Source organism: Roseinatronobacter alkalisoli, assembly GCF_028745735.1.
GTDB classification, from domain to species: Bacteria; Pseudomonadota; Alphaproteobacteria; order Rhodobacterales; family Rhodobacteraceae; genus Roseinatronobacter; species Roseinatronobacter alkalisoli.
This window is the reverse complement of record NZ_JAQZSM010000014.1, coordinates 95,249-119,509: the sequence shown is the minus strand read 5'-3', so window position 1 is coordinate 119,509 and position 24,261 is coordinate 95,249. Positions and strand designations below refer to the sequence as shown.

General features: G+C 59.4%; 21 protein-coding genes and 1 pseudogene. 6 read left to right on the top strand and 16 right to left on the bottom strand.

Annotated elements, in window-relative coordinates; genetic code table 11:
* A pseudogene (locus tag PUT78_RS23815) lies at positions 1 to 988 on the top strand (transposase); the annotation flags it as partial.
* Between the two features lie 118 nt (positions 989 to 1,106).
* Positions 1,107 to 2,183, top strand: a complete 1,077-nt coding sequence (locus PUT78_RS14765; RefSeq protein WP_274353040.1) for an NAD/NADP-dependent octopine/nopaline dehydrogenase family protein — start codon at positions 1,107 to 1,109, stop codon at positions 2,181 to 2,183.
* Here PUT78_RS14765 and PUT78_RS14760 read toward each other — a convergent pair whose 3' ends face one another.
* The 11 genes from PUT78_RS14760 to PUT78_RS14710 all read right to left on the bottom strand — a co-directional run bounded on the left by PUT78_RS14760 (position 2,184) and on the right by PUT78_RS14710 (position 12,899).
* Positions 2,184 to 3,716 carry a tripartite tricarboxylate transporter permease gene (locus PUT78_RS14760; protein ID WP_274353039.1) on the bottom strand — a complete coding sequence of 511 codons (1,533 nt, stop codon included), beginning with the start codon at positions 3,714 to 3,716 and terminating at the stop codon, positions 2,184 to 2,186.
* Between the two features lies 1 nt (position 3,717).
* A complete protein-coding gene (locus tag PUT78_RS14755; RefSeq protein ID WP_274353038.1) occupies positions 3,718 to 4,164 on the bottom strand; it encodes a tripartite tricarboxylate transporter TctB family protein in 447 nt (148 codons plus the stop codon).
* A 97-nt stretch (positions 4,165 to 4,261) separates the two neighbouring features.
* Positions 4,262 to 5,206, bottom strand: coding sequence for a Bug family tripartite tricarboxylate transporter substrate binding protein (locus PUT78_RS14750; RefSeq protein WP_274353037.1), 945 nt, complete (start codon positions 5,204 to 5,206; stop codon positions 4,262 to 4,264).
* A gap of 121 nt (positions 5,207 to 5,327) precedes the next feature.
* Positions 5,328 to 6,629 carry a TRAP transporter large permease gene (locus PUT78_RS14745; RefSeq protein ID WP_274353036.1) on the bottom strand — a complete coding sequence of 434 codons (1,302 nt, stop codon included), beginning with the start codon at positions 6,627 to 6,629 and terminating at the stop codon, positions 5,328 to 5,330.
* A 4-nt stretch (positions 6,630 to 6,633) separates the two neighbouring features.
* Entirely contained in the window at positions 6,634 to 7,143 is a 510-nt protein-coding gene (locus tag PUT78_RS14740) for a TRAP transporter small permease (RefSeq protein ID WP_274353035.1), read from the bottom strand.
* Positions 7,144 to 7,205: 62 nt separating this feature from the next.
* A complete protein-coding gene (locus tag PUT78_RS14735; protein WP_274353034.1) occupies positions 7,206 to 8,180 on the bottom strand; it encodes a TRAP transporter substrate-binding protein in 975 nt (324 codons plus the stop codon).
* Positions 8,181 to 8,239: 59 nt separating this feature from the next.
* Positions 8,240 to 8,821, bottom strand: coding sequence for a peroxidase-related enzyme (locus PUT78_RS14730; protein WP_274353033.1), 582 nt, complete (start codon positions 8,819 to 8,821; stop codon positions 8,240 to 8,242).
* On the bottom strand, positions 8,818 to 9,294 hold the full coding sequence (locus tag PUT78_RS14725; RefSeq protein WP_274353032.1) for a CMD domain-containing protein: 477 nt from the start codon (positions 9,292 to 9,294) through the stop codon (positions 8,818 to 8,820). Before PUT78_RS14725 ends, PUT78_RS14730 begins: the two co-directional genes overlap by 4 nt.
* The gene (locus tag PUT78_RS14720; RefSeq protein WP_274353031.1) at positions 9,291 to 10,757 is read right to left on the bottom strand and encodes an NAD(P)-binding domain-containing protein; all 1,467 of its coding nucleotides are present in this window, start codon (positions 10,755 to 10,757) and stop codon (positions 9,291 to 9,293) included. The genes PUT78_RS14725 and PUT78_RS14720 overlap by 4 nt, the downstream gene beginning before the upstream one ends.
* Positions 10,754 to 12,403, bottom strand: a complete 1,650-nt coding sequence (locus PUT78_RS14715) for an aminotransferase class V-fold PLP-dependent enzyme (RefSeq protein WP_274353030.1) — start codon at positions 12,401 to 12,403, stop codon at positions 10,754 to 10,756. Before PUT78_RS14715 ends, PUT78_RS14720 begins: the two co-directional genes overlap by 4 nt.
* Positions 12,372 to 12,899 (bottom strand): Lrp/AsnC family transcriptional regulator, encoded by a 528-nt coding sequence (locus PUT78_RS14710; RefSeq protein WP_274353029.1) that lies wholly within the window; start codon positions 12,897 to 12,899, stop codon positions 12,372 to 12,374. Before PUT78_RS14710 ends, PUT78_RS14715 begins: the two co-directional genes overlap by 32 nt.
* A 304-nt stretch (positions 12,900 to 13,203) precedes the next feature.
* Here PUT78_RS14710 and PUT78_RS14705 point away from each other — a divergent pair, with 304 nt between their 5' ends.
* The gene (locus PUT78_RS14705) at positions 13,204 to 14,181 is read left to right on the top strand and encodes a PRC-barrel domain-containing protein (protein ID WP_274353028.1); all 978 of its coding nucleotides are present in this window, start codon (positions 13,204 to 13,206) and stop codon (positions 14,179 to 14,181) included.
* 117 nt (positions 14,182 to 14,298) lie between these two features.
* Here the strand turns inward: PUT78_RS14705 and PUT78_RS14700 are convergent, their stop codons facing one another.
* The 3 genes from PUT78_RS14700 to PUT78_RS14690 form a co-directional block, all read right to left on the bottom strand.
* On the bottom strand, positions 14,299 to 14,658 hold the full coding sequence (locus tag PUT78_RS14700) for a PRC-barrel domain-containing protein (protein WP_274353027.1): 360 nt from the start codon (positions 14,656 to 14,658) through the stop codon (positions 14,299 to 14,301).
* Positions 14,659 to 14,845: 187 nt separating this feature from the next.
* Positions 14,846 to 15,982 carry an extracellular catalytic domain type 1 short-chain-length polyhydroxyalkanoate depolymerase gene (locus tag PUT78_RS14695; RefSeq protein ID WP_274353026.1) on the bottom strand — a complete coding sequence of 379 codons (1,137 nt, stop codon included), beginning with the start codon at positions 15,980 to 15,982 and terminating at the stop codon, positions 14,846 to 14,848.
* Between the two features lie 161 nt (positions 15,983 to 16,143).
* Positions 16,144 to 20,457, bottom strand: a complete 4,314-nt coding sequence (locus PUT78_RS14690) for a chemotaxis protein CheB (protein ID WP_274353025.1) — start codon at positions 20,455 to 20,457, stop codon at positions 16,144 to 16,146.
* A gap of 772 nt (positions 20,458 to 21,229) precedes the next feature.
* On the opposite strand from PUT78_RS14690, the gene PUT78_RS14685 reads away from it, so the two are divergent.
* From PUT78_RS14685 to PUT78_RS14675, 3 genes are all read left to right on the top strand, one after another.
* Positions 21,230 to 21,454, top strand: a complete 225-nt coding sequence (locus tag PUT78_RS14685) for a hypothetical protein (RefSeq protein WP_274353024.1) — start codon at positions 21,230 to 21,232, stop codon at positions 21,452 to 21,454.
* A 116-nt stretch (positions 21,455 to 21,570) separates the two neighbouring features.
* Positions 21,571 to 22,056, top strand: coding sequence for a YciE/YciF ferroxidase family protein (locus PUT78_RS14680; RefSeq protein ID WP_274353023.1), 486 nt, complete (start codon positions 21,571 to 21,573; stop codon positions 22,054 to 22,056).
* An 88-nt stretch (positions 22,057 to 22,144) separates the two neighbouring features.
* Positions 22,145 to 22,675 carry a sigma-70 family RNA polymerase sigma factor gene (locus PUT78_RS14675; RefSeq protein ID WP_274353022.1) on the top strand — a complete coding sequence of 177 codons (531 nt, stop codon included), beginning with the start codon at positions 22,145 to 22,147 and terminating at the stop codon, positions 22,673 to 22,675.
* A 17-nt stretch (positions 22,676 to 22,692) separates the two neighbouring features.
* Here the strand turns inward: PUT78_RS14675 and PUT78_RS14670 are convergent, their stop codons facing one another.
* Together PUT78_RS14670 and PUT78_RS14665 are read right to left on the bottom strand one after the other, a co-directional pair.
* On the bottom strand, positions 22,693 to 23,226 hold the full coding sequence (locus PUT78_RS14670; RefSeq protein ID WP_274353021.1) for a TRAP transporter small permease: 534 nt from the start codon (positions 23,224 to 23,226) through the stop codon (positions 22,693 to 22,695).
* A 62-nt stretch (positions 23,227 to 23,288) separates the two neighbouring features.
* Positions 23,289 to 24,260, bottom strand: a complete 972-nt coding sequence (locus PUT78_RS14665) for a TRAP transporter substrate-binding protein (protein ID WP_274353020.1) — start codon at positions 24,258 to 24,260, stop codon at positions 23,289 to 23,291.
* Position 24,261 lies beyond the last annotated feature (1 nt).

The window sequence follows — 24,261 nt, the reverse complement described above, 5'->3', positions numbered from 1 at the left end:
AACATACGGAACCATTATCGTTGATCTCGAACGGCATGTCGTGATCGATATCCTCGAGGATCGCACTGTGCAGAATCTGCGGCAGGCCATCGAAGAACAGATGAACATGCATGGTCGCGCGACTGGCCGAGCGCTCCTGTCCGATGCGGACAACATCAGCACGGACATTCACCTGCAGCGATCACGCCTCGCTCATCGGAAGTCTCGTGAAGAGATCTTCACGACAATACATGCGCTTCGCGAACAGGGGCTGTCTTGCAGCGAGATCGAGGGACGGACCGGGTTCAGGCGCCATAGCGTGGCGAAGTGGCTGAAGTCGGAAGTGCTACCTGACCGGCGCAGGGCGACACTGAAGCCGACGTCGCCCTGGTACTTTGAAGAAATCCTCGCCGTTTCCTGGAAGAAGTGAAACAGGCGGGGCAGGCAATTGTTTCACGAAATCCAGAGCCAAGGATATGAAGGTAGCTACTCGCATCTTCAGCGGTTACTGGCAGGGTGGCGCAGGGCCGAAAAACAGACGTCGACCGATCTTGTCACCAGTCCTGCAAGGCTTGAGCCCGTGCGGATCCGCAAACAGGCCATGCCATATCGCCGGTCATTGCGGCGGCTCTTTGTATCAAACCACGGGGTACATCGGCACCAGACCAGGCGCGAAAGGTTGACGCGTTGAAGGCCGGATCCCCCGGCTTCGCCACGATGCGGAGCCTCGCAATGCGCTTTAAGGGTATCTTGCGCGGACGACAATCTGACCCGCTTGATGCATGGATCGACAACGCCATCGAGTCGAACATCATCTCGATTATGCGATTTGCCTGCACGCTACACCGCGACATCGATGCGGTGCGCAATGCCATCGAACTACCTTGGTAGCAACGGCCAGGCCGAAGGACAGGTCAACCGGCTGAAGACCCTCAAGCGCGCGATGCACGGTCGAGCCGGTCCAGAGCTGCTCAGAGCCCGAATGCGTCATCACCGCCAAACAGAGTGAAGCAGAAACCAATTAAGGGCGACGCGACACAGGGCTTGGAGTTCGATGCGTGCGCGCTTGACGCGTCGTGCGGCAAGGGCTACGCGGCAGGTCAAAGCGAGCCATGGGGCAGACAACCATGAAAAATGTAGGGATCATCGGGGCCGGGGCAATCGCCTGCGGCTATGCAGCTTTTCTGGAACAGGCGGGTCATTCCGTGCGACTGTGGTCGCCAAGGGGCAACTGCGCCTCGCGCAGGATAAAGGCGGAAGGCGCGGTCGAAACCCCCTGCGAGCTGCGCTTCATCGATAGTGTCGGCACACTGGTCGATGGCGCGGATGTGCTGGTTCTGGCCTTGCCGGCCTTTGGTCATCGCGCAGTGCTTGATGCGCTGGCACCGCATATCCGACCGGGCCAGCCAGTGATCATCAGCTCTCATACGGCCTTTGGCGCGCTTTATCTGGGTGATCTGCTGACCGGGAAGGGGGTCGTCGCGCCGATCATCGCCTGGTCCACCACAGCGCTGACCGCCAAGATGCCCGCGCAGGATGTGGTGCGGGTTGGAAACCTGCGCGCGCGGGTGGATATGTCTGTGCTGCCAGAGGGGCAGGCGGATGCCGGACTGGCGCTTTGCACATCATTGTTCGGAGAGCGTTTTCTGCTACGCGATGATCTGTTGTCGATCGCGCTGAGCAATCTTAACCCGCAAAACCATCTGGGGATCGCCTTGTGCAATGCCACGCGCATGGACAAGGGCGAAATCTGGAGCCAGGTCGGGAATATGACGCCAATGGTTGCACGTCTGCTAGAGGCGTTGGACAGTGAACGGCTGGCCATCGCCGCGGGGCTTGGGCTGAGCGTCCGCACAGTGCATGAGCATTTTCACCTGTCATATCATGTACCGCAGGAAGCCGCGCTTGCCGACATGTTCGCCGAAATGCAGCGCCGGGGTCTGGGCGGGAACGGGCCTGCGACTCCGTCCAGCCGCTATGTGACCGAGGATGTGCCATTCGGGCTTGTGCCCATCATCCTGCTGGGGCGTTTGTCGGGGCGGCAGGCACGGCTGCATCAGGCGGGGCTAGACCTGATATCGGCTATGTATGGGCGCGATTTCGCGGTGGAATGCGACTTGATAGAGGCGCTGCGGCTGGACGAGCTGTCGCTGGATGCGCTGCGCGATGCGGCCCGGGCAGGTACAACCCGGGCAGTGCGCTGATCATTCGGCCGAGCGGGCCTCGGCCTGGGCCTGCATCGCCGCGCGCCTGGACTGGCTGGACCGGATGCTGCCATAGCAACCCCAGATCAGCAGGACTGCGGTGATTGCCAGAAATGTTGCGCTGATCGGCCGTTCGATGAAGACGGCGGGATCACCGCGCGAGAGCAGCAGCGTGCGGCGCAGCGTTTCTTCCATCAGGGGGCCAAGCACAAAACCCAGCAACAGCGGAGCTGCCGAAAACCCGAAACGTGCAAGAACATATCCCATCACCCCCATCAGGGCGACGATATAGATGTCAAAGGGGTTATTGCGCACACTGAACACCCCGATACAGATGAAAATCAGGATCGCGGGATAAAGCAGCCGGTAAGGTGTGCGCAGGATCGACACCCAGACCCCGATCAGCGGCAGGTTCAGGATCACCAGCAGGATGTTCCCGATGCCGAAGCTGACCACGAGGCCCCAGAACATTTCAGGCTGTTGCGAGATGAACAGCGGCCCGGGCTGGATGCCATGGATAATCAGTGCGCCCAGCATCAGCGCCATGGTCGCACAACCCGGGATACCCAGTGCAAGCGTGGGGACAAAGGCGGTTTGGGCGGCAGCGTTGTTAGACGCCTCCGGCGCGGCGATCCCTTCTATCGCACCTTTGCCGAAGCGCGACGGGTCACGCGCCACGCGCTTTTCCAGCGCATAGGCCATGAAGGATGCAATTGATGTGCCTGTGCCCGGCAGCGCCCCGAAAAAACTGCCGACGCCGGTGCCGCGCAATACGGGCAGGGCCGACTGGCGCAGATCGGTGCGGGTGGGCAACATGGAACGTAGGGTGAATTTCTCGCGGATCGCAGCGCTGGTCTTGCGGTTGACGCTGTTGATGACCTCGGCGATTCCGAAAAACCCCATGGCAAGGGCCACCAGCGAGATACCATCGCGCAGTTGCGCAAAGCCGAAGTGAAAGCGCGCAACGCCGGAGTTCACATCCGTACCTACCGTACCCAGAAGCAGACCCAGCACCACCATCGCAAGCCCTTTGGCGGGCGTTCCAGCCGCAATGGTCGAAGCCGCGACAAGCCCCAGTAGCATCATTGTAAAATATTCCGCCGGCCCGAATTGCAGGGCAATGGCGGCGATTGCCGGGGTGAACAGCACCAGCGCCAGAATGCCTAGCATCGAACCGATGAAGGACGCGATCGTCGTTACGAATAATGCCACGCCCGCACGACCCTGTTGCGTCATCGGGTAGCCGTCAAGGCAAACCACCGCAGAGGATGGCGTGCCCGGCAGGTTCAGCAGGATCGACGCGATAGAGCCGCCATATTGCGCCCCGTACCAGACGCCCGCCAGCATGACCAGCGCCGGGATCGGCGCGATGTGATAGGTGACCGGCAGCAGAAGCGAGATTGTCGCCAAAGTCCCGATTCCCGGCAGCACACCGATCAAAGTCCCCAAAAAGACCCCGAAAAAGCAGTAAAGCAGGGTTTCAGGCCGCATCGCTGTTTCAAAACCCAGAAGAAGCCCTTCGAAAACGCCCATCTCAGAACCCCCTCGGCCAAACGGGAATATTCATCCGCAGCCCGACACGGAAAATGACAAAAACCAGCGCTGCGATTCCCGCCGCGAGCAGCACACGCCCCTTCAGTGAGAATTTTCGTTCAGCCGAAGCGGCGAGCAACACCGCCGCCATGGTTGCGACGATCAGACCCAGTGGGCGCAGCGTGAACGCGAAGACAATGATCGCGCCGATCACGAAGAACAGTGTCTTCCAGTTGAATTCCAGGTCAGGCCCGGGGCGGGCAAGGGCGGGCAGGATGATCAGTGCGCCCAGCACCGCCAGAACCCCGCCCAGAACTACCGGAAAGAACCCCGGCCCCATCTGAGATACGCTGCCAAAGCTGTAGCGTTGCGCATAGATCATGGCGAAGATGCCGAACCCGATCATCAGGGCACCGCCAAGAATGTCGCCGATATCTTTTTGCTTCATCTGGTCCACTCCGGTAGTTTCGCGCGTGGCGGTGGGCAATGGGGCCGCGTCCGGCATCGGCGCAAAGGGCCGGCCGGACGCGGTCAGGCGCGCGCGGTTACTCTGCCTCGATGCCAGCGGCCTCGATCACCGCGCCCCAGCGGGTGTAGTCTTCGTCCATGACAGCGGCCAATGCGTCTGCATCACCACAGACCAGCGTCGCGCCAAGGCTCAGGTATCGTTCCTGTGTCTCGGGCATTTCACAGATATCGACGATGAGCTGGCTCAATTCATCGATACGTTCCTGCGGTGTGCCCGCAGGGGCAAGGTACCCGGCCCATACGGGGCTATTAAGGTTCTCGGCGTCCAACGCATCTTCGATCGTGGGCACACCTTCGAGGTTGGACAGCGACACGGGCGAGAATACCGCCAATACCCGGGCGTCACCCGATTCCACCATCTGGTCGATAGAGGCCGCACTGGTCACCATCAGCGGCACAATCCCGCCCAGAAGGTCCGCAAGGCCCGGGGCCGCCCCCTGATACGGCACATGCATCAAATCGATGCCCGCAGCCTGCGCCAGCAGCGCGCCGGTCAGGTGCGAAACCGAGGTATGCCCGGTCGAGGCATAGGCCACCCCGCCGGGATCGGCCTCGGCGGCGGCAATCACGTCTTCGATGCTTTCGAACGCGCTGTCGGCGCGCACGGCAAGGGTCATGGGCGTATCGGCGAAAAGGGCGACAGGGGCGAAGTCGCTTTGCGGGTCATAGGGCAGGTCGCGCAGATGCGGTGCGATGGTGATCGCCCCACCTGAGGCCTGCAGGATTGTCCAGCCGTCAGGATCGGCCTGTGCAACTTCGTCAGCAGCCAGCGAACCACCTGCGCCGGGGCGGTTGTCCACGATCACAGAATACTCAGTCCGTTCGTCGATATGCTGGGCATACCAGCGCGCCAGCGTGTCCTGCGCCCCGCCCGGGGAAAAGGGCACGACAATGCGAAGCGTATCGGCACCAGCGGCGTTTGCCACCAACAGCGCGGAACTGCAAAGGAATATTCGAAGCATATCTTACTCTCCTGTTGTTTGTTCGTTCGGGGGTAGTTTCAGTGTAGTTTTCAATGCTCTGCCTTCAGATTAACAGCCGTGTGCCGGGGGGGCAATCAAGGTGACATCTGTGCGACCATGCCTAGCGAAGTCCCGGGAAAGCATCGGGCATGAAGGTCTGTGGCAGGAACAGGAACAGCTGCGGAAAGAGGATCCCGGCCACAATGATCAACAGCACAAGAAGTATCAGCGGCGCAATCGCGACGAACGCCCGCGGGGTGGAGACATTGCCGATCTGTGTCGCGATAAGCAGGCAGATGCCATAGGGCGGTGTGATCAGCCCGAGTGTCAGAGTCAGCACCACAACCAGCCCCATATGAACATGGTCGATTCCGCCAACATTGGCGATTTGCTGGATGATCGGCAGGAATATGATCACCGCAGTTACCGGGCTAAGCACTGTTCCGATCATCAGAAGGAACCCGCCCACCATCAGCATCAGTCCGATCCGGGTCTGCGTGACCGAGATCATGAATTCCGCGACATCACGCGCGATACCCATATAAGAGATCAGCCAGCCCATGATGCCGGCCGCCGCGACCGCGAACATCGGCAAGGAATAGGCAATGACAGAATCCGACAGGATGCGCGGCAACTGCATGATACCGATCGAGCGGTAAAGCAGCATGGCAAGCGCCAGCCCGATCACGACAGCGATTGCGGCGGCCTCGGTCGCGGTGAATATTCCCAACGTGATCCCGCCCAGAATGATGACGGGCAGGACCATGGGCGGCAGGGCGTGAACGCCTGTCCGCGCGACGTTGCACATCGAGAAGCTGCCCTCGGGCCGAATGTCGAGTTTGCGCGCGATATAATAGGTGTAGCCCATCTGGCTCAACCCGATCAGAATGCCGGGAACAATGCCCCCCAGAAACAAGGCCCCGATCGAGACATTGCCAAAGGCGCCATAGATCACCATCAGAATTGAAGGGGGAATAATACCACCAAGCACACTTGAGGCAGCAGTCAGGGCCACTGCGAAGGCCGCAGGGTAGCCCGCCTTTTTCATTGCTGGTATCAGCACTGCGCCGATGCTGGCCGTGTCCGCCGCCCCAGAACCAGAGAGGGACGCGAACATCATCGATACCATGACGTTGATATGCCCCAACCCGCCGCGGATATGGCCCACGGTCGAATCCGCGAATTTCAGCAGCCGGTCGGTAATCCCGCCGTCATTCATCAGCCTGCCCAGCAGCAGAAAGAATGGCACCGCGAGCAGGGGAAAGGAATTTATCGACGCGAACATCTGGTTCACCACCGAAGTCAGCGGCAGGCCCAGTTGCCAGATCGTCAGCATCGAGGCCAGCGCGATGGCAAAGGCAATCGGCACGCGCAGGACGATAAGGACCAGAAAGCTGACGATAAGGGTGAAAATGGGAGGCATCAGTTCAGAGATCCTCTGGGGGGTGTTCTGCGGGCTGGCCTGATCGGAACCGCCGGATATCGTCAAGGATCACCTCGACCGAAAACAGTGCCATCGCCACACCCGCAACCGGAATGGACATGAATATCCAGGCAAGCGGCAGACGTAGCGCGACCGAAGCCCGCCGCCAGCCCATGCCGGTCAGGATATAGCCGTTGAACACCAGCACGTAGATCACCGGAATGCAGGCCAGCGCACCGAACAGCCGTAATGCGTTTGTAGAATTCACCCATGTGTCAGGCAAAATTTCTACGACATAATGCACCCGCCGCCGCAGCGCCACCGCTGCCCCCAGAAATACCGACCACACAAAGCACATCAGGGCGATCTCATCTGTCCAGCCGACAGAGATTACCAGCCAGTTCCGCGCAAGAACCTGATAGAAAATCGTGGCTATGAAGACTGCGAACAAGCTTCCGGCGATCAGCATGAACACCTGTTCGATCATCGAATTGACAGCGCGGAGGGTGTTCATTTTGTCCTCGACAAAGGATCACGGTGAAAACGCCCGGCAGGGGCCGCCGGGCGCAAGGTTGCTCAGCGCAGCTCGCGTACAGTCTGCAACAGATGGCTGACGCCCAGATCTTCGGCGATCTGATCGTGCAGATCGGCCACGCGGGCGGCGAAAGCCGAAGTGTCCACCTCTGTCACCGTTATGCCCTGCTCTGCGAAGCGTTCCAGAAGTTCTGTGTCGTATTTCACACCCATCTCTGTGCCATGCAGACCGGCCAGGCGGGCGGCGTCGGTCACAGCGGCCTTTTCTTCCTCGTTCAGCCGGTCCCAGGTAAGGGTGCTGATCGAGATATGGCTCATCATGATCTGATGCTCGGTCCGGGCGTGATATGGTGCAACCTCATAGAGGCGGCTGCCGTAATAGCCGCTGATCGTACTTTCGAACGCCTGTACGACGCCGGTCTGCACCCCGGTATAAAGTTCGGTCCATGGCAAGGAGGAGGTCACCGCGCCCATCGCCTGCCACATCCGCTGATCAAGTTGCGCGCCGGTGGTGCGCATCCGGACGCCTTCCAGATCGCCGGGTTCACTTACAGGGCCGGCCGCGCTGGACAGATTGCGCGTGCCGCCGCCGGTCAATGCCAGCAGGTGCAGGCCTACATCTGCCCCCGCCACCTGATCGGCGTAATAACCGAAGATCTCGCTCTCCGGGTCGGTCACTGCCTCAAACTCGTCCATGTTCTCGAACAGATAGTTCAGAGCGAAAAACTCGAAGCTGCGCACGAAAGGGGCAATATTGCCAACACCGCCGATGATCACATCGACCGTGCCGATACGCATTTCGTCCACGACAGTGGCGTCGTCGCCCAACTGGCCGCCGGGGAATATTTCGACAGTCAGGCCGGTGTTCGCCTCAAGCTCGGCCTTGAACAGTTCGGCAGCATCGATCCACGGATGAGGCGCGTTGACCACCGTGGCCAGACGCAGGGTCTGCGCGGCGGCGGGAACCGCGATCAGCATCGCAGCGCCGGTTATCAGTAGAGGTTTGATAAATTTCATGTCTGCTTTCTCCTGTTGTGGCAAGGGCGGCTTCTGGCCGCACTCGTTTCTTGGGGGGGTCAGATACGGTTGTCCACAGGTTCGCCCAGTGTGTGCATCAGGCGGTTCGCCCAGCCAAACAGTGCCGTGGACAATGTAAGATCAAGGATTGCCAGTTCATTCAGCCCCTGTTCGCGCAAAGTGTCGATATCCTTTGGTGTGATCTCTGGCGGGCATTGCGACAGGCGGACGCCAAATTTCAGGATAGCGGCTTCACGGGGCGGCAGATCAGCTTTCTCACCATCGAAAAACACCTTCTGCATGGTGCTTTCCTCGCCCTTGAGTTTGTTATAGCGGCTTGCATGTACCGCGGCGCAATAGATGCAGCGGTTCACGAAGCTGGCAGCGACTGCGCCCAACTCGCGCTCGGCCCGGCTCAAGCCACCTTCGTCATACATGATGCCGTTGAACAATGGCGTGCGCGCGCCCAGTGCCTGCGGGTCATGTGCCAGCACCAGCACGTAATCCGAGATTTTGGTGTTGGACGGCGTTTCGGACAGGGCGTCGCGCTGCTCATCGGTGGCGGTGTCCAGATCCACAGGGGTGACATGGGGTCGCCATTGCGGCACACGGGTGGTGAATTTTCGGATAACGCGGCTCATCTGGTTCCTCCCATCGCCCGCAGAACCTTGGCCACGCGCAGTTGATAATTCACGAAGGCGACAAGCCCGGCCAGACGCACGATATCCCCCTCGTCGATGCCCGCCGCGCGCAATGCGTCGATATCCTCGGGCGTCGCGTCGCGGGGGGAGAGGGTGATCTTGTCCGCATAAGCGATCAGGGCATCAAGGCGGGCATCATCGGCCCGCGTGTCGGGGGTGGCCCAGGCAGGTACGGTGGCACCTGCCAGACCGATGTAATGGTCTGCCAGGGCCGAATCCTTGCATATCTGCACCATGCGTGCGGCAAGTGCTGCGCGTTCGGTGAAGGAAATACTGCCCGGTGTCGCGGGACGCAGCGCCGCGTCATGGCTCGCCTGCGTCAGTTCCATCAGGCGGGAGCGGGTCCGCAGTGCCTCGGCCAGGGGACCGGTGGCAGGCACATTCGCCGCGCGTTCAAGAATGTGATCGTTCATTTTGCATCCTCCGGCCAGTCTGAGGCCCGCCATTCGTCGCCCAGAAGTTCAGGTTTGTCGTAATCCAGAAGGGCCTGCCAGTGTTTATTGACATCCTCGGCATAGAGGGCCCGCGCGATTCCGCCTGCAAGCCAGCTGGCCCCCTTGGAGATGCCGGGAATGTCGCCGCTGACTTTTCCCAGACTGACCGTGGCGCCGTAGTTGAAGCAGTAAATCCGTTTCAGCCAGGGGGCGGTGCCCGGCGTGCGTTCCTGAAAGGCGAAATCCCGGGCGACATAGGGAAAGTTGCCCAACTCCGGATGTACGAGTTCCGGCGGGGGCTGGTATACGTCGCGCCACAGCAGGATCTTGTCGGCATAGCCTTCCAGTTCGGGCCGGGCCGCTGCCTCGATGCGGAAGCCAGTGCCAAGGATCATAAAATCGCTGCGTAGCTCGCCCTTGGGGGTGGTGATCACGATCTCCTCGCCGTCCATCCGGGCGGATTGAACACCGGTGCCAAAATGGAAATAGGCGTTGGGATGTCGGCTGACCCGCAAGGTGGACCCCCGTGGACTGGGTGTCTGGGTGACAAAGGAATAATGCATGATCTTCCAGCGCCACATATCGCTGAGACCGGCATAGCCGTGGGTGAAGCCAAAGCTGCCGATGCCCATCATCTTGTTGATTGTGGGCATCTCGGTGCGGCGGATAAGATGGCGCACTTCTGATGCGCCGTGTTCCAGCGCCTCGGCTGCATTGTCCACCGCCGACGCCCCTACGCCCACAACCGCGACCCGCTTGCCGCGCAGGGCACCGAAGTCGATCTCGTCGGCCGAATGGGCCCAGGCGTGGTCGGGCAGCGTTTGTACGAAATCAGGGATGTTCGGGCCGCCGGTCCCGTCACGGCCTGTGGCCATCACCAGATGACGGGTCAGAATGCTGTCCTGCTCGCCGCCTTTCAGCATCAGGCGCAAGAGTTCGCCCTCGGGCACGACCCGGGTAATCTCGATGCCGTTTTCCACCGGCAGATCGAGGACATCTCGATACCAGCGCAGATAATCCATCCACATGGTGCGCGGGATTTTGTCCAGCGCATCCCATTCTGCAGTACCGAACTGTGCTTCGAACCAGGCACGGAATGTCAGGCAACCCATTCCGAAGGATGGCCCCGGCAGGGTCTTGGGCGAGCGCAGCGTCTCCATCCGTGCATAGGTGATCCAGGGACCTTCGGCCCCGGCGGGGTTGCGATCAAGGATGCGCATGTTGCGCATCCCGCCGGAAATCAGCGCGAATCCGGCGACCAGGCCGCACATGCCGCCCCCCATGACCACCACGTCATGCACATGTTCCCCGGTGGGCGAGGTGGTGGGCGGCACCCAGTTGTTCGCTGGCAGGTTCAGACAGTCCAGATCATAGCGCACGCGCGCGTTCAGGGCCTTTAGTCCACGCAGCTGTTTGGTCGGGCAGGGGTGTTGTGTGTTCATATTGTTCCCTCGTACATCGCGACGCTTGCTTTTGCGGCCTCATCGGCCTCGGCAGGCCACCAGAACCAGCGCAGTGCATCTTCCTCGGCGCAGGTATCGGGCGCAGGAACCGGTTGGGTCGTCTGTGCTGTCTTAACCAATTCGCGCGCCTTGTCCATGCATGCCCCGAAATCGGGTGGCAGTACAGGTTGCGGCCGCGCATCGAACAATTCCGCCAGATCGACAGGCATATCCGCCTGCGCCGCACCGCGCGCGCGCCAGACGCCATTGGACCGGTCGACATCATAAAGCCGCATCAGATCGGTGCCATGACGGGCGATGAAGCGCAGCGCGTCGATGACATAGGCAATCGTGGCTTCGTCGTGGAACCAGGTCAGTCCCAGTCGCGCCCAGCCGGGCCGGTACAGCGACAAGCCCCGGCTGACCAGCGCCTGATGGCGCGCTGCCTGTTCGGGGCCTATCTTCAGCAGGTCGTGGCCGTAAGGTCCGGCACAGGAACAACCGCCGCGTGCCTGAATACCGAAAATATCGTTCAGCATTGCGACGACAAGGTTGTGATGCAGATGTCGTTGGCCCACGCGGATATTGAGGCTGAAAATACCCAGCCGGTCAGTGCCTTGCGGACCCAGTACCTCGATTCCCGGTGTGGTGGTCCAGGCGTCCAGCGCGCGGCACACGGCTGTTGTTTCGCGGTGCTCCATCTCGTTTGCGCCGACCAGATGTTTCAGGCGCAACACCATGCCGGTGCGGATATTCTCCACGATGCCGGGGGTTCCCGCTTCCTCGCGCCGCTCGGGGTCGGTGACATAAGCATGGGCGTGTTCCGTGACATAGCTGACAGTGCCACCCCCCGGCAGGGCAGGCACCGGTCCGGTACACAGATCCCGTCGCAGGGCCAGTACGCCGGATGTGCCCGGCCCGCCCGGAAACTTGTGTGGTGACAAGAAGACCGCATCTAACCCGTCACCCGCGCCAGGTGTGCTTTCGGCCATGTCGATGGGAACATACGGACCGGCAGCGGCGAAATCGCAGGCAATTATTCCACCATGATCGTGCATTGCGCGTGCCAATGAACGCAGATCGCTGCACACCCCTGTCACGTTCGACGCCATGGAGAATGCGCCCAGCTTCAGCCCTGTGTCACGTCGACGGGCCAGTTCTGTGCGCAAGACGGAAACATCAGGTCGGCCATGCGGATCGGTCGGGATGCGAACCAGGTCCACCTCGGACTCGCGCCAGATCAGGTCGTTGGAATGATGCTCGAACGGGCCGACAAAGACCACGGGGCGCGGGTTCTGTCCCCGGTGCAGGCCCAGGATGCGGGCGAAGCGGTCGATCGCGCCGGTCGCGCCCGATCCGGTGAAGATAACCGCATGATCGTCGGTTGCCCCCAGCCCTTCCCGCACCGCCTTGCGGGCCAGTTCGCGCAGATGGGTAGTGTGCATGCCCGTCGCCGACGTTTCTGTATGCGTGTTTCCATAGAGTGGCAGCACCGACAGCGCGATTGCATCTTCGATGAAATCCAGTGCGCGGCCCGATGCGGTGTAATCAGTATAGACAAGCGGGCGGGGACCGAAGGGGCCGCAGATGGCCTGCCCCTCTCCGATCAGCCCCTCACGGATCCGTGTGATCCAATCCGACGGCACCGATGGGGAGTTCGGTGATGCGTTTGACCTGTTCCATCGAGAAACAGGAGGTGACATTGCTGAGCTCGACCTTGGCGATGAGGCGCCGGTAGAATGCATCATAGGATTGGTTATCCTGCGTAATGACCTTCAGCAGGTAATCGAATTCGCCCGCCAGCCTGTTGACTTCAATGATTTCCGGCATGCCGGAAACCACGAATTTGAACCGTTCCAGCCATTCCAGGTTGTGCCGGTCGGTCTTGATCATGACGAAGACCGTCAGCGCCAGCCCCAGTTTCGCGGGGTTCAGAACAGCGATACGCTTTTCGATATACCCTTCTTTTTCAAGGCGTTGAATTCGCCGCCAACAGGGTGTGGCCGAAAGCCCGACCACATCAGCGACCTTAGCAACAGACATGTTACCGTCAGACTGAAGAGTGACAAGTATTTTCTTATCGAAGTCATCAATTCGCATGAACGTACTACCATTTCGAAAAAAGTGAAATTTTTCATCCACCACTATAGCAATTAGCTGTGCTTGAGAAAACAATCATTTCATACAAATCGATCATCGCGCGCGAATCCTGCATGTTTATGCGGGTCTTCGGACAGTAGACGTGGTGCGGCAGCTGTGATTCATGAAAACCTTCTCATCGGCAAATGAAGGAAATCCAGGAGCGGGATGACACGCGCGCACCAGACAGACAGCGAACAGCAAGCGCGGCGGCAAAAGGAACGGAGCGGGCGGGCCCACGTTTCTATCTTGTTGGGCGGACAGACGATCGGCTGTCGATATGTCACCTGCCCGTGGAGGTTTCCAAATGAACAAGCTACTTTCAACCACAGCCCTTGTCCTTGCACTTGGTGTTCCGGGCATGGCGTTTGCACAGACGACTGGCTCTGCGGCGCAAACTGAAACGCAGCAGCAGAACGGCACAGGTTCTGCCTTCATGTCTGCGCGCGGAGAGTCGGATATCTTCGCGTCCGAACTGATGGGCCAGAACGTCTATGCACGGCTCACTGGCCAGAACGAAGCCCGTTCCAACGACGGTCAATCCAGCGCAGCAGAAGGTCAGGCAGCCGCGGCGGATGGGCAGGCCCGCGCTGATGACAATCAGGCGCGTCAGCATTCAGACGGCGGCGGTGGCATGTCGATGATGAACCCGTCCGATCTGGAGAATATGGAACATATCGGTCAGATCAATGAAATCATTCTGTCGAATGATGGTCAGGTTCGCGCGCTTATCGTTGGTGTCGGTGGATTCCTTGGTCTGGGCGAACAGGACATCGCCGTGACGATGGACCAGATCACATTTGCCTCGGACGCTGATGACCGGTCGCAGATCTATGTGATGGTGAATGCTGATGCCGAAATGCTCACGGAGGCACCGGCCTATGATCGGACTGCTGCAATGACCGACGCAACGGCAGATGCCGAAGGCACACAACAAGACCAACGTGCCCGGACAGGTTTCGCCGCCCCTCAGGTCGACCGTGAAGGTTATGTCCGTGCAGAGGCAGGTGATGTCTCTACAGAGATGCTGATCGGCGAGGAAGTCTATGACATGAACGACGAGACCGTCGGCACGGTCGATGACATGATCCTTGATGAAGACGGTACCATCACAAGTATCATCATCGATTTCGGCGGATTCCTTGGCATTGGCAGCAGCCAAGCCTCTATCGGGTTTGATGAACTGAGCATCATGACAACCGAAGGGTTTGCGGATGTGCGCATCTATGTTGATGCGTCCAAAGACCAGATTCAGGAACTGCCGCGCTATCAGGCGTCAAACTGATACCATCCTGACCTGTCAGCATGGCCAGACCGGCCATGACTGATCATGCCGGGACTTTACTGAAAAAGGCCGCACAATTTCTTGTGCGGCCTTTGTCGTCAGTCATCAGGGGGCAGTTCAGGCAGTATACTGAGGTATCGCCTTGAGCTTTTCTTTCGTGGTGTCCAGATTTACACGCACGGCAGACCCGCCTGTTTCGCGCTGGACATTCAACTGGTTGAACGGCAGCAAAACAGAATGCGCGCCCATGCCCAGAAATCCGCCAACGTCGACAACGGCGTCGGTGATCTTGCCGTCCGTTCCGACCCTGAGTGAGTTGATGGTGCCGATAGTTTCGTCATTGCGGCCGTATACCGTGGCGCTTTCGATATCGGATGCTTTCAGATCATGCGGTTCGACCCGCGCATAGCCATCGCGCACGAAGGCGAAGGCGCCGCCAGTGCCGGTTCCGGTCTGGGTATTGGCTGGTTGTGTCATAACAGTCTCCTTGATCCCTGTCGTTCGGGATTTATGGCAACAGGTGGCCCCTGTCGGGTTGTGACTGGTCGTGGAATATCTGGCGCGCGCTTCCGGGCAATCGTATCGGGAACACAGCCGGTTTAATCACGATCAGCTACAGAGAGAGAACGCGCGCGTATACCTGTCGTTCCACATGCAGCCTGCCTCAGGCGGGTTTTGCCAGAAAGAACCGGATCATCTGAGCAGATGCGTCCGGACCCCTGCTGTCGGTATATGATCCTGACTTCCGGCCACCGGACCAGGCGTGCCCTGCGCCTGTCACGGACCACAGTTCCAGCGGCCCAGCACCCGCCGATGCCGGATAAGTGCTTTTGATATAAGCGCGGCCACGTACTGATCGGGTAACGACTTGCGAAGGTATCGCATCTTTTCCCAGTGCAGCCGTGACGATGTTTACCGCATTGGAAGGGTGAACCGTGCTGTCACTGCCACCATGAAAGATGATGCGGCGCACGGATCGGGATGCCACCACGATGGCAGGGGTATGTTCCACAGCGCTGCCATTGCGCATGGCTGACATGGCAGAGATCACATCATTTGCCGCGCCTCTCGCCAGACCTGAATGGATTCCGGCACCTGCAAAAACCTCCGGATATTCATCGACAAGAATCGCAGCCATTGCGCCGCCTGCCGACAATCCGGCCACAAAGGTTCTGTCCCTGCCCACGCCGAGTTCTTTCATCAGCTTGCGCGTAAGCGCCGCCAGTATCGCAGGCTCGCCCGACCCTTTCGCCTGATCACCCGGCCTGAACCAGTTCCAGCACAAGGCTGCGTTGTTCTGCCGGGTTTGTTGCGGGTAAGCGATGGCGAGGCCATGTTTCTCAGCCAATTGGTTCATATGGGTGCCTGCAGCAAAATTATCCGGGGACTGGCGGCAACCATGCAGCATGATGATCAGGCCCTTGGGCTGTTTCGGCTGACTGGCTGGCAGATACAATTTATAGCGCCGTGCGCCAGCCATGCACCGATACCGCCGCGTAAGGTATCGCGCCCCGTCGGGAACCTTGGGCACAAGATGACGTTGCCCCGTGCTTGCAAACGCTGCGGGCATCAGGGGTTGCCCTGCGCGCAACTGGTTTACCGCAACGCCAAGTGACCGACCGACGGCTTGTTTTCGTACCTTGCGCTGCTTTGCCACTTTCGCATTGAACGCAGTCAATGGGGCATAGGCGGCATTGACCACGGTGATGGCCACGGCCTTTTGGGTTTTGCGAACGGCCTTGGCCTGGCCACGCAGGTGGCGCATATTGCGGCGCATCGAGGCCGCGAGACTGGTTGACATGAGATTTTCCTTGGCGATGGGCGGTCAGCATGGCCTACGTAAGCCGTGCCAACGCAACGACCTCCCTGTCCAAGTAACCCCGCAACCGGACTTGTGTTCCGAAAACGACGCGTCCTGCCACGCTGGCTTTCGGGCGTTTGGGCGGCAAACCGGATCGCGCGCTACGCTTCCTGCACATCAGCCGCCAACGCCATGCGCACCAGCGCGGGCAATGACGCGGCCCCGGTCTTGCGCATCACCGCAGCGCGGTGATTTTCGACCGTGCGTTGATTGATCCCCAGATCGGCGGCAATAATCTTGTTGGGTTCGCCCGCCAGGACATGTGCCAAAACCTGGCGTTCGCGGGCTGTCAGCTTGGCGAAGCGCTGATTGGCGATTTTGCGAGAGCCAGTTCGCGCGGGGCCGTTCCGCGCCATCCTGACGGCATGGCGAACACTTGCCAGCAGTTCCGCAGCGCTTGCGGGTTTTTCAATCAGGTCCGACGCGCCGGCCTTCATCCCGGCGACCGCCATTGCGGCATCGCCATGGCCGGTCAGCATCACTGCGGGCATCTGCGAATTCTCGGTCTGCAACAGGGTCAGAAGGTCAACCCCGCTCATTCCGGGCAAGATGGCGTCAACCAGCAGGCAGGCAACGGAATCAGGGCGCGGCAAGGCAAGAAAATCTTCGGCCGAGGCGTGACAGATAACGTTCCAGCCTTCTGCTTCGAACAGTCGGCGCATGGTTTCACGGATCATCGGGTCGTCATCAACAACATGTACCGTTGAATCGGATGCGTCCGTGCGCAGCGCTTTACGCGATCTTGCACGATGCGTTGCTTGTAGCATGTCGGAAATCAGTGCCAGCAACACCTGCGGCATTACCGGTTTGGTAACCTGCCTGAAATCTGTCGCGCCAATGGCTTTCAATGTCTCGGCTGTAATATCGCCTGTCAGCATGATGGTCGGCACCGCATTGCCCAGCACATCGGGAAGATCCTGGGCCAGACGCAGGCCGCTGGTCCCGCCGCGCAGATCGTAATCCGTCAGCAGCAGATCGGGCTGGGCTGCATCATCGCTGGCCCAGGACAGTGCATCCTTTGCATTCGCATGGGCAATGACTGTATGCCCTTCTTTGACAAGATATTCTTTCAGCAATTCCCGCAGCGGTCCTTCATCCTCTACCAGCAGGATGACACCGTGGCGGACTGCCGGGGGCGCAGCGGCAAGTGACTGCTGTACGGGCAGGGCTTCATCAGGTGCGGCTTCGACGATCGGAAGAGTCACCATGAAGGCCGATCCCTTGCCAGGTTTTGAACGGACATCGACCGGATGATCCATCAGTTTTCCCAGCCGCTGCACAATGGACAGGCCCAGTCCAAGCCCATGCCCGGCAAGCGCCTGTACTTCTGATCCCTGATGATAAGCGTCAAAAATCGTGCTGGTTTCGGATTTCGGCACACCGATCCCGGTGTCGTAGACCTGAACCGTCAGTGACGTGCCACGCCGCCGACAGCCCAACAGGATTCCGCCGTCCAGCGTGTATTTCAGCGCATTGGATAACAGGTTTCGCAACATCTGCTCCAGAAGTTGCGGATCCGTCTGCACCCATGCTGTGCAGGGCACGGAACGCAGTTTCAGGCGCTTCAGTTCGCATTGCGGCGCAAACTCATCCTCAAGGCGCTGCAGCAGGGGCGCGATGGCCACAGGCCGCATCACCGGACGAACTACGCCGGAATCGATCCGGTTCACATCCAGCATCGAATCCAGCATCGCTGTCATGGAGGTAAGAGTCTGGTCCAGAAGGGCGGTCAGCCGCGCCCCTTCGCTGGAACGTTTATGCCTTGCGATCAGCGCATTCAGCAGTGCCATTGCTTGCATTGGCTGGCGCAGATCGTGGCTGGCAGAGGCAAGAAACCGCGATTTGGCACGGGTCGCGCGATCGGCCTCCAGTGTGGCCGCGACCAGCGCCGCGTTTATGCTTTTCCGTTCGGTGATATCGACATAGGTGATCACCACACCCTCGAAATGCCCGCCTTCGGCGCGATATGGCTGGACACGGCGCAGGAACCATTGTGCATCAGCACCGGCAATTTCACGCTCGATCGGTTCGGAGAAGCGAAGCACGGCACGGGCATCTTCGGTTGGGTCATCATCGCGCGTGACCGAGGCAAGATCCGCCAGCGGGCGACCAATGTCCGACGCGATCAGGCGAAAGATCGCGCGCGTGGCAGGGGTGAAGAAACGGATGTTCAGATCGAGGTCCAGAAACAGGGTCGCGACATCGGTGCTGAACAGCACGTTTTGCAGATCATTGGCCGTGATGCGGTGCCGCTCCAGCGTTTCTTGCAACTGGCTGTTCAGCGCGGTCAGTTCTTCGTTTAGTGATTGCAGTTCTTCTTTCGACGCCAGAAGTTCTTCATTTGTGGACTGGAACTCCTCATTGATCGAGAGTGCCTCGGCACGATCTGCCCCATGCGCCTCTACCTCGTCTTCCAGATCGCGCAGCGCGTCAGATAAATCACTGCGCGTGGCTTCCAGATCGGCTTCCAGATCAGATTTCTGCCTGTCCTGAGCGGCGGCTGCATCAGACCCGGATGTTTCAGGGCGCGCACGCACAACATCAATAAAGCAGGCAAGAAACAGTGGTTCTGGCCCACCGGAGACAGTATGCAGGGCAATGTCAAATCCTGACGTCCCTGAAATGCGGCCACCTGTGACCCTTGCCAAAGGATTCCCGGCTTTACAGGACGCAACAGCCGCGCGGAATCTTACGCGCAGGCTTTTGGGAAGCATGCCCAGAATACCAGGACCAAGATGGCCCTGCGAAACCTTCAGATACTTTTCAGTGGGTCCAAGCAGGTAAACACAATCAAGTTGCGCGTTCAGCAATGCCGCCGCAGGCGCGTAATTTTCCAGCACCAGCCTTCTGCACAGATCAGCCAGAGAGTTGCGGCGACCTAGGGTCTGGCCGGGCATGAGGGCCGTTTCTTCCCGTTTTCCAGCGGCAAAATGCAAATCCCCGGTATGGCTTTTCCCGACCCGTTGCCATAAGCGAGAGTCCTTGTCGGCCACCGCAAAGCATGTATCGCCCTGACCCGGCATTTCTGCCGACCCGAGCAGCAGCAACCCCCCTTGACGCAGGGCAAAACAGCAGCGCGCAATCACCCGTTTCTGCGCTTCCGGTCCCAGATAGATCAGCACATTGCGGCAGGACACCAGGTCAATTCTGGAAAATGGCGGGTCCGACAGCAGATCCGCCACAGTGAAAACGATCTGGTCGCGCAGCGCCGAAGTGACCCGCCAGCCCCCGTTTTCTGGGACGAAAAACCTTGCCAGACGCTCCGGCGATACATCGGCCTCTATGTCTTTGGTGAAAAAACCCGCCCGCGCTGCGGTGATGGCATCCGGATCGATATCAGAAGCAAGGATCTGTAATCCGGCTTTGCTGCCGATGTTTTCCATGACCTCTGTGAACGTCATGGCAAGGCTATAGGCTTCTTCGCCAGTGCTGCACCCGGCCACCCAGACCCGTAGTGGCTGATCCGCTGCCAATCCTGCCAAAAGGTCGGGCACAACACGCGCGGATAAATGCTCGAACACCCCTGGGTCACGGAAAAAACTGGTTACATGGATAAGTAGATCAGCCGAAAGCTGCGCCCGCTCGTCAGCATCTGCTTTCAGAATGTCGAGATAGCGCGCCACCTCGCCCGCCCCAAGACCAACCATCGCCATACGACGCCCGATGCGCCGTTCCAACGTGCCAGGTTTGTAAAGCGCAATGTCCTGCGTCGTATGGTCGTCGAGAAAGGACAGAAGTTCTCTGTAATCCACCGCTGGCGCGATGGACGCGGGATCAGCCGTGTCGTGTTGCTCTGGCAACTGGTTCTTGGCGGGGCTGATCCCGTGCGGCGCGCGGCCTGCGAATTGTTCCAGCGCGGCAACCATTTGGCTGGCTGGCAGTGTCCGGGCGACAAACCCGGTTGCGATGGCGCTTTCGGGCATGCCGGGATATCCTGCGTCTTCTGGGTCTTGTGCAATCACCAGCCCCCCAGCCGCATGAATATCGGCGATACCCAGACTTCCATCTGATCCTGTGCCCGACAGAACGATGCAACCCGACAGCTCTGCGGCATCTTTTGCAAGCGAGCGCAGCAGAACATCATAAGGCAGCCGGACCGACTTACCGCCATCGGGTGCGGTCAGACACATCGTTCGTTGCGCGACTGTCAGGAAAACCCCGGGTGGGATGACATACAGATAACCCGCCTGTAACGTCATACCGTCCGCAGCCTGAACAACCTTCAGCTTCGTGTGGTTTGCCAGAAGATCCACCATCATGCTGTCATGCGAAGGATCAAGGTGCAGGATCAGGATGAATGCTGCCTGCACATCGCCCGGCAGCTCTTTCAGCAGCGCACGACTCGCTTCCAGACCCCCGGCAGACGCGCCAATCGCAATGACAGGCAGGCCGGTGCGCGCTTCGTGCTCGGACATGGCGACCTCCAGAGGTACATCATTTTGTACCTGCGATCACACCAGTATCAGAGTTCCGCACATCCCGAAACGTCAATCTTGCGCCTGCTGAGTAGTCACCGACAACATGAACCCCACGCACGCATGAGTAGATTCCGATCCTACCGACGCGCGCAGGAAAGCCGTAACTTCATGTCACGAAGCGTAGCGTGTCACGAGTAGGCCGGGCAGTCGGGCCAGTGAGAATGCAGCCGGGGCTTTCCCTCCCCTTCCTCAGCATCTGTAATTTCACGGTAATAGTTTTCTGACTGCCCGGGCGTGCTTCAGGCACGATCGCACGAAAACATCTGAAGGAGCCACCCATGCATCAGATCATCTATATCGTCGGCGCCATTGTCGTTGTCATCGCTATCCTCAGTTTTGTGGGACTGGCCTGAGCCAGCGCATCAGGACAAAGGATAATTCCAACGATTTCCGGGCGCGGTCGCCGCTATCTGCCACAGTTTGTAGCGGCCGGCAGCAACCTGAACGAAGAAGCGCCCAAGGTCTGTGTTGATGACGTGACTGCAGCGATAGCGGTTGTTCGCCAGTCCGCGACGGACGGGCATGGGATACCGGTGTCGCCTTCTTTCCGCGACTGCTGCTTCTGAACCCTGAAAGGAAAGACTCCATGCCTGCCATCATCGCCTGGTTTCTTGGTGTCCCGCTTCTGGTCATCATCATCATTGTGGTCCTTCTCTGAGCGCCAGCTATCCCGAACGTCACGCCATATCCGCGCCATAAGGAAACACCGATGCCCAAGAGAAATTCTGCAGCGCTGCTTATTCGTTTGCTTTCCGATGCCTACGAGGCTGATCGCCTGATCCGGCCAGCGAATTTTTCGGCGCAGAACAAGGCGCAGGCGGACAAGTTCAGGCACCAGCAACTGACAGCCCTTCGTCAGTTCAGCGATGCCCTGGAACCGCTGGACTGCGTTCAGTTGATGGCTGTGGACATCCATGACCGGCGCCCGGGATGACCTTCAGGCAGTAACCTGCACCGGATGCACAATCCGGTCCCGTAGTTTGTCGTCGCAGGCCGTATCGAAAGGCCCGCAGTGAAATGCCAAGGCCCATAACCATCAGGAGCGATCCAATGACCATTGAGACTCTGGACGACCTATTCCTTCATACACTGAAAGACGTGCTTTATACCGAACGCAAGATCCTAAAGGTGCTGCCGAAAATGGAGCGCAAGGCAACCGACCCGAAGCTGAAGGCGGCCCTTTCGTCGCATTGCGACGAGACAGAGACCCACGTTATCCGACTTGAAGAGGTGTTCAAGGGCCTTGGCAAAGCCGCGCGCGGCGCGAAATGCGACGCCATGGTAGGCCTGATTGACGAGGCCGATGGCCTGACAGCGGAAATAGATGATACCGGAACGATGGATGCGGCGCTCATCTCGCTGGCGCAGGCGGTCGAGCATTACGAGATTGCGCGCTACGGCACACTTGTCGCCTGGGCAAAGCAGCTTGGTTATCCGCAAGCGGCGGATCTTCTGAATGAAACATTGAAAGAAGAATGTGGCGCCGACAAGGCACTGTCGCAATTGGCCGAAGAACGCCTGAACGCGGCTGCCTGAACTGCGTGTTTATGCTCATGGGTACGCATATCGGCAGCCTGCCGCATCACAGATCAAATACCAGACACATTCTCAGAGAGGACTCTCAATGACCGAGCGCCATCCCTTTCACGTTCTGCTGACACCACAAACGCGCGCCTTGAAGCAATTCGCATTTCGGCTGACCGGAAATGACCACCGCGCCGAGGATCTGGTTCAGGTGACGATGCTGAAGGCCTGGACCAAGCGCGACAGCTTCAAGCAGGGCACAAATCTGCGCGCATGGTTGTTCACGATCCTGCGCAACACTTTCTATTCGGATTTGCGGAAATACCGGCGCGAGGTCGAAGATGTCGATGGCCTTCGCGCCGCTGCCATGTGCGAGGAACCGCGCCAGGACCATGTGCTTGCCCTGAAAGAACTGATTTCCGCGATTGGGGAGTTGCCACAGAAACAGCGCAAACCGATCGTTCTGATGGGTGCCTATGGGTTCTCGCAACTGGAAGCTGCGGTGGCCTGCGGATGCACGGTCGGCACAATCAAAAGCCGGGTCAGCAGGGGGCGCACAACCCTTTGTTCCGTGCTGGACCATGAGATGACCGGACAGGACCGCGCCCCGCGCCAGATGCCGGAACTGTAACACCTCCCACCCCCGGTTCAGGTTGGCACGCCTTGCTCGGTTTCAGCCGGCTGCAACCCATCCTGCGCCCAATGGGCGCAAAGATGAATCACAATCACGATCATGGTAATCGGCACCACCGCCACAATCGCGAGCATGGAAATGCCCAGCGTATCGGCGACTAGGCCGCTTTGGCGGCCAAGATAGCCGCGCCCGAAATCACCGTTGATGTTGAAGAAGCAATACCAGATCACCGGGCCGACGAATGCCAGAACCGCTAGCGTGTGCACAGCGTCCGCCAGATAACTCAGCACATGCGGACGACGGGGAAACACGCTTTGCATCAGCACTGCATCGGTCTTGGACTTGAACGACAGCGTTGCCCCCAGAAGGCCGGTCCAGACCATCATGTAGCGCGCGACATCCTCGGTCCAGACCGGGGGCGACGAAAAGATATAGCGCGCGATGACCTGAAGCATCACAGTGCAGAACATCACGATGATCGCGGCGACAGAAACCCGCCGGATGATGGTGTGCAGTAGATCGCTTGCAAAGATGATGGAACGGCGCATGAGGGATCAGCCCTTGTTTGCGATGGATGGCGCATGGCGAAAATCCGCCATGCAGCCGGATTTCAGCGCGTTTCTTCGGCCAGTGCCATCCAGCGTTCGGTGTCCTCGGTTGACATCACGCTAGATTCATAGACCGATTGCGCCCCTTCACGAAAGAGCGCGCGCTCTTCAGCTGTCAACCGCTGAACGCTGACGCCAAGCTCCTCAAGCTCGCTCAGCACAGTGTTCGATGCCTCTTCAAGCCATGCGCGGTTTGCCCGGTCGGCTGCGGTGACGGCCTCGTCCAGCACGGCGCGTTCATCGTCGGACAGGCTTTCATACCATGACCGGGATGCCAGTGCCGCACGAATGGGAATAATCACCCCCGCGTCCGAGAAGTTGCGCACCACATCGGTCTGACCAAAGGATATCGGCACGAAAGGCGAGTTCAGATACCCGTCTACAACCCCGGTCTGCAGCGCGGTCATGATCTCTCCCCAGGACACGATTGTTCCCGATGACCCCCAGGCCGCATACATGGCAAGCTGCGCATCATCCAGCGCCCGCATCCGCAGGTTGGACATGTCAGCGGGCGCGCGGATCGTGGCATTTGTGGTGATGAACCCCGAAGCCGGGCCGATGGGAACGATCGACAGAAGCACCACATCATGCGGTGCCAGATTGGTGTTCGCCTGCGCGAAGATATCCCCCGCCTCTAGTACGCGGTCCATATGTGCTGCGTCTTCAAAGATGTAGGGCAGCCGCAACCCATAGAGTGGGTTGTCGATCCGGGCGACCGCGCGCACATCCGAAACGGAAACCTCCAGTAGGCCGGTTGATATCTGGTCAAAGATCTCATCCTCGTTGCCGATTGAACCGCGCGGCATCTGGCGGACTGTCATGCCATTGGCTGTCAGCACTTCGTCAAATGCAGCGACCCAATTGTACGATCCGGATGTCGCCATATCCGGCGGAGTGTCGAGCGCGATTTTCACTTCTGCTGTCGCCATTGTGGCGGCCATCAGCATGCTGAAAGCCAGTGTCGGGATTTTCATT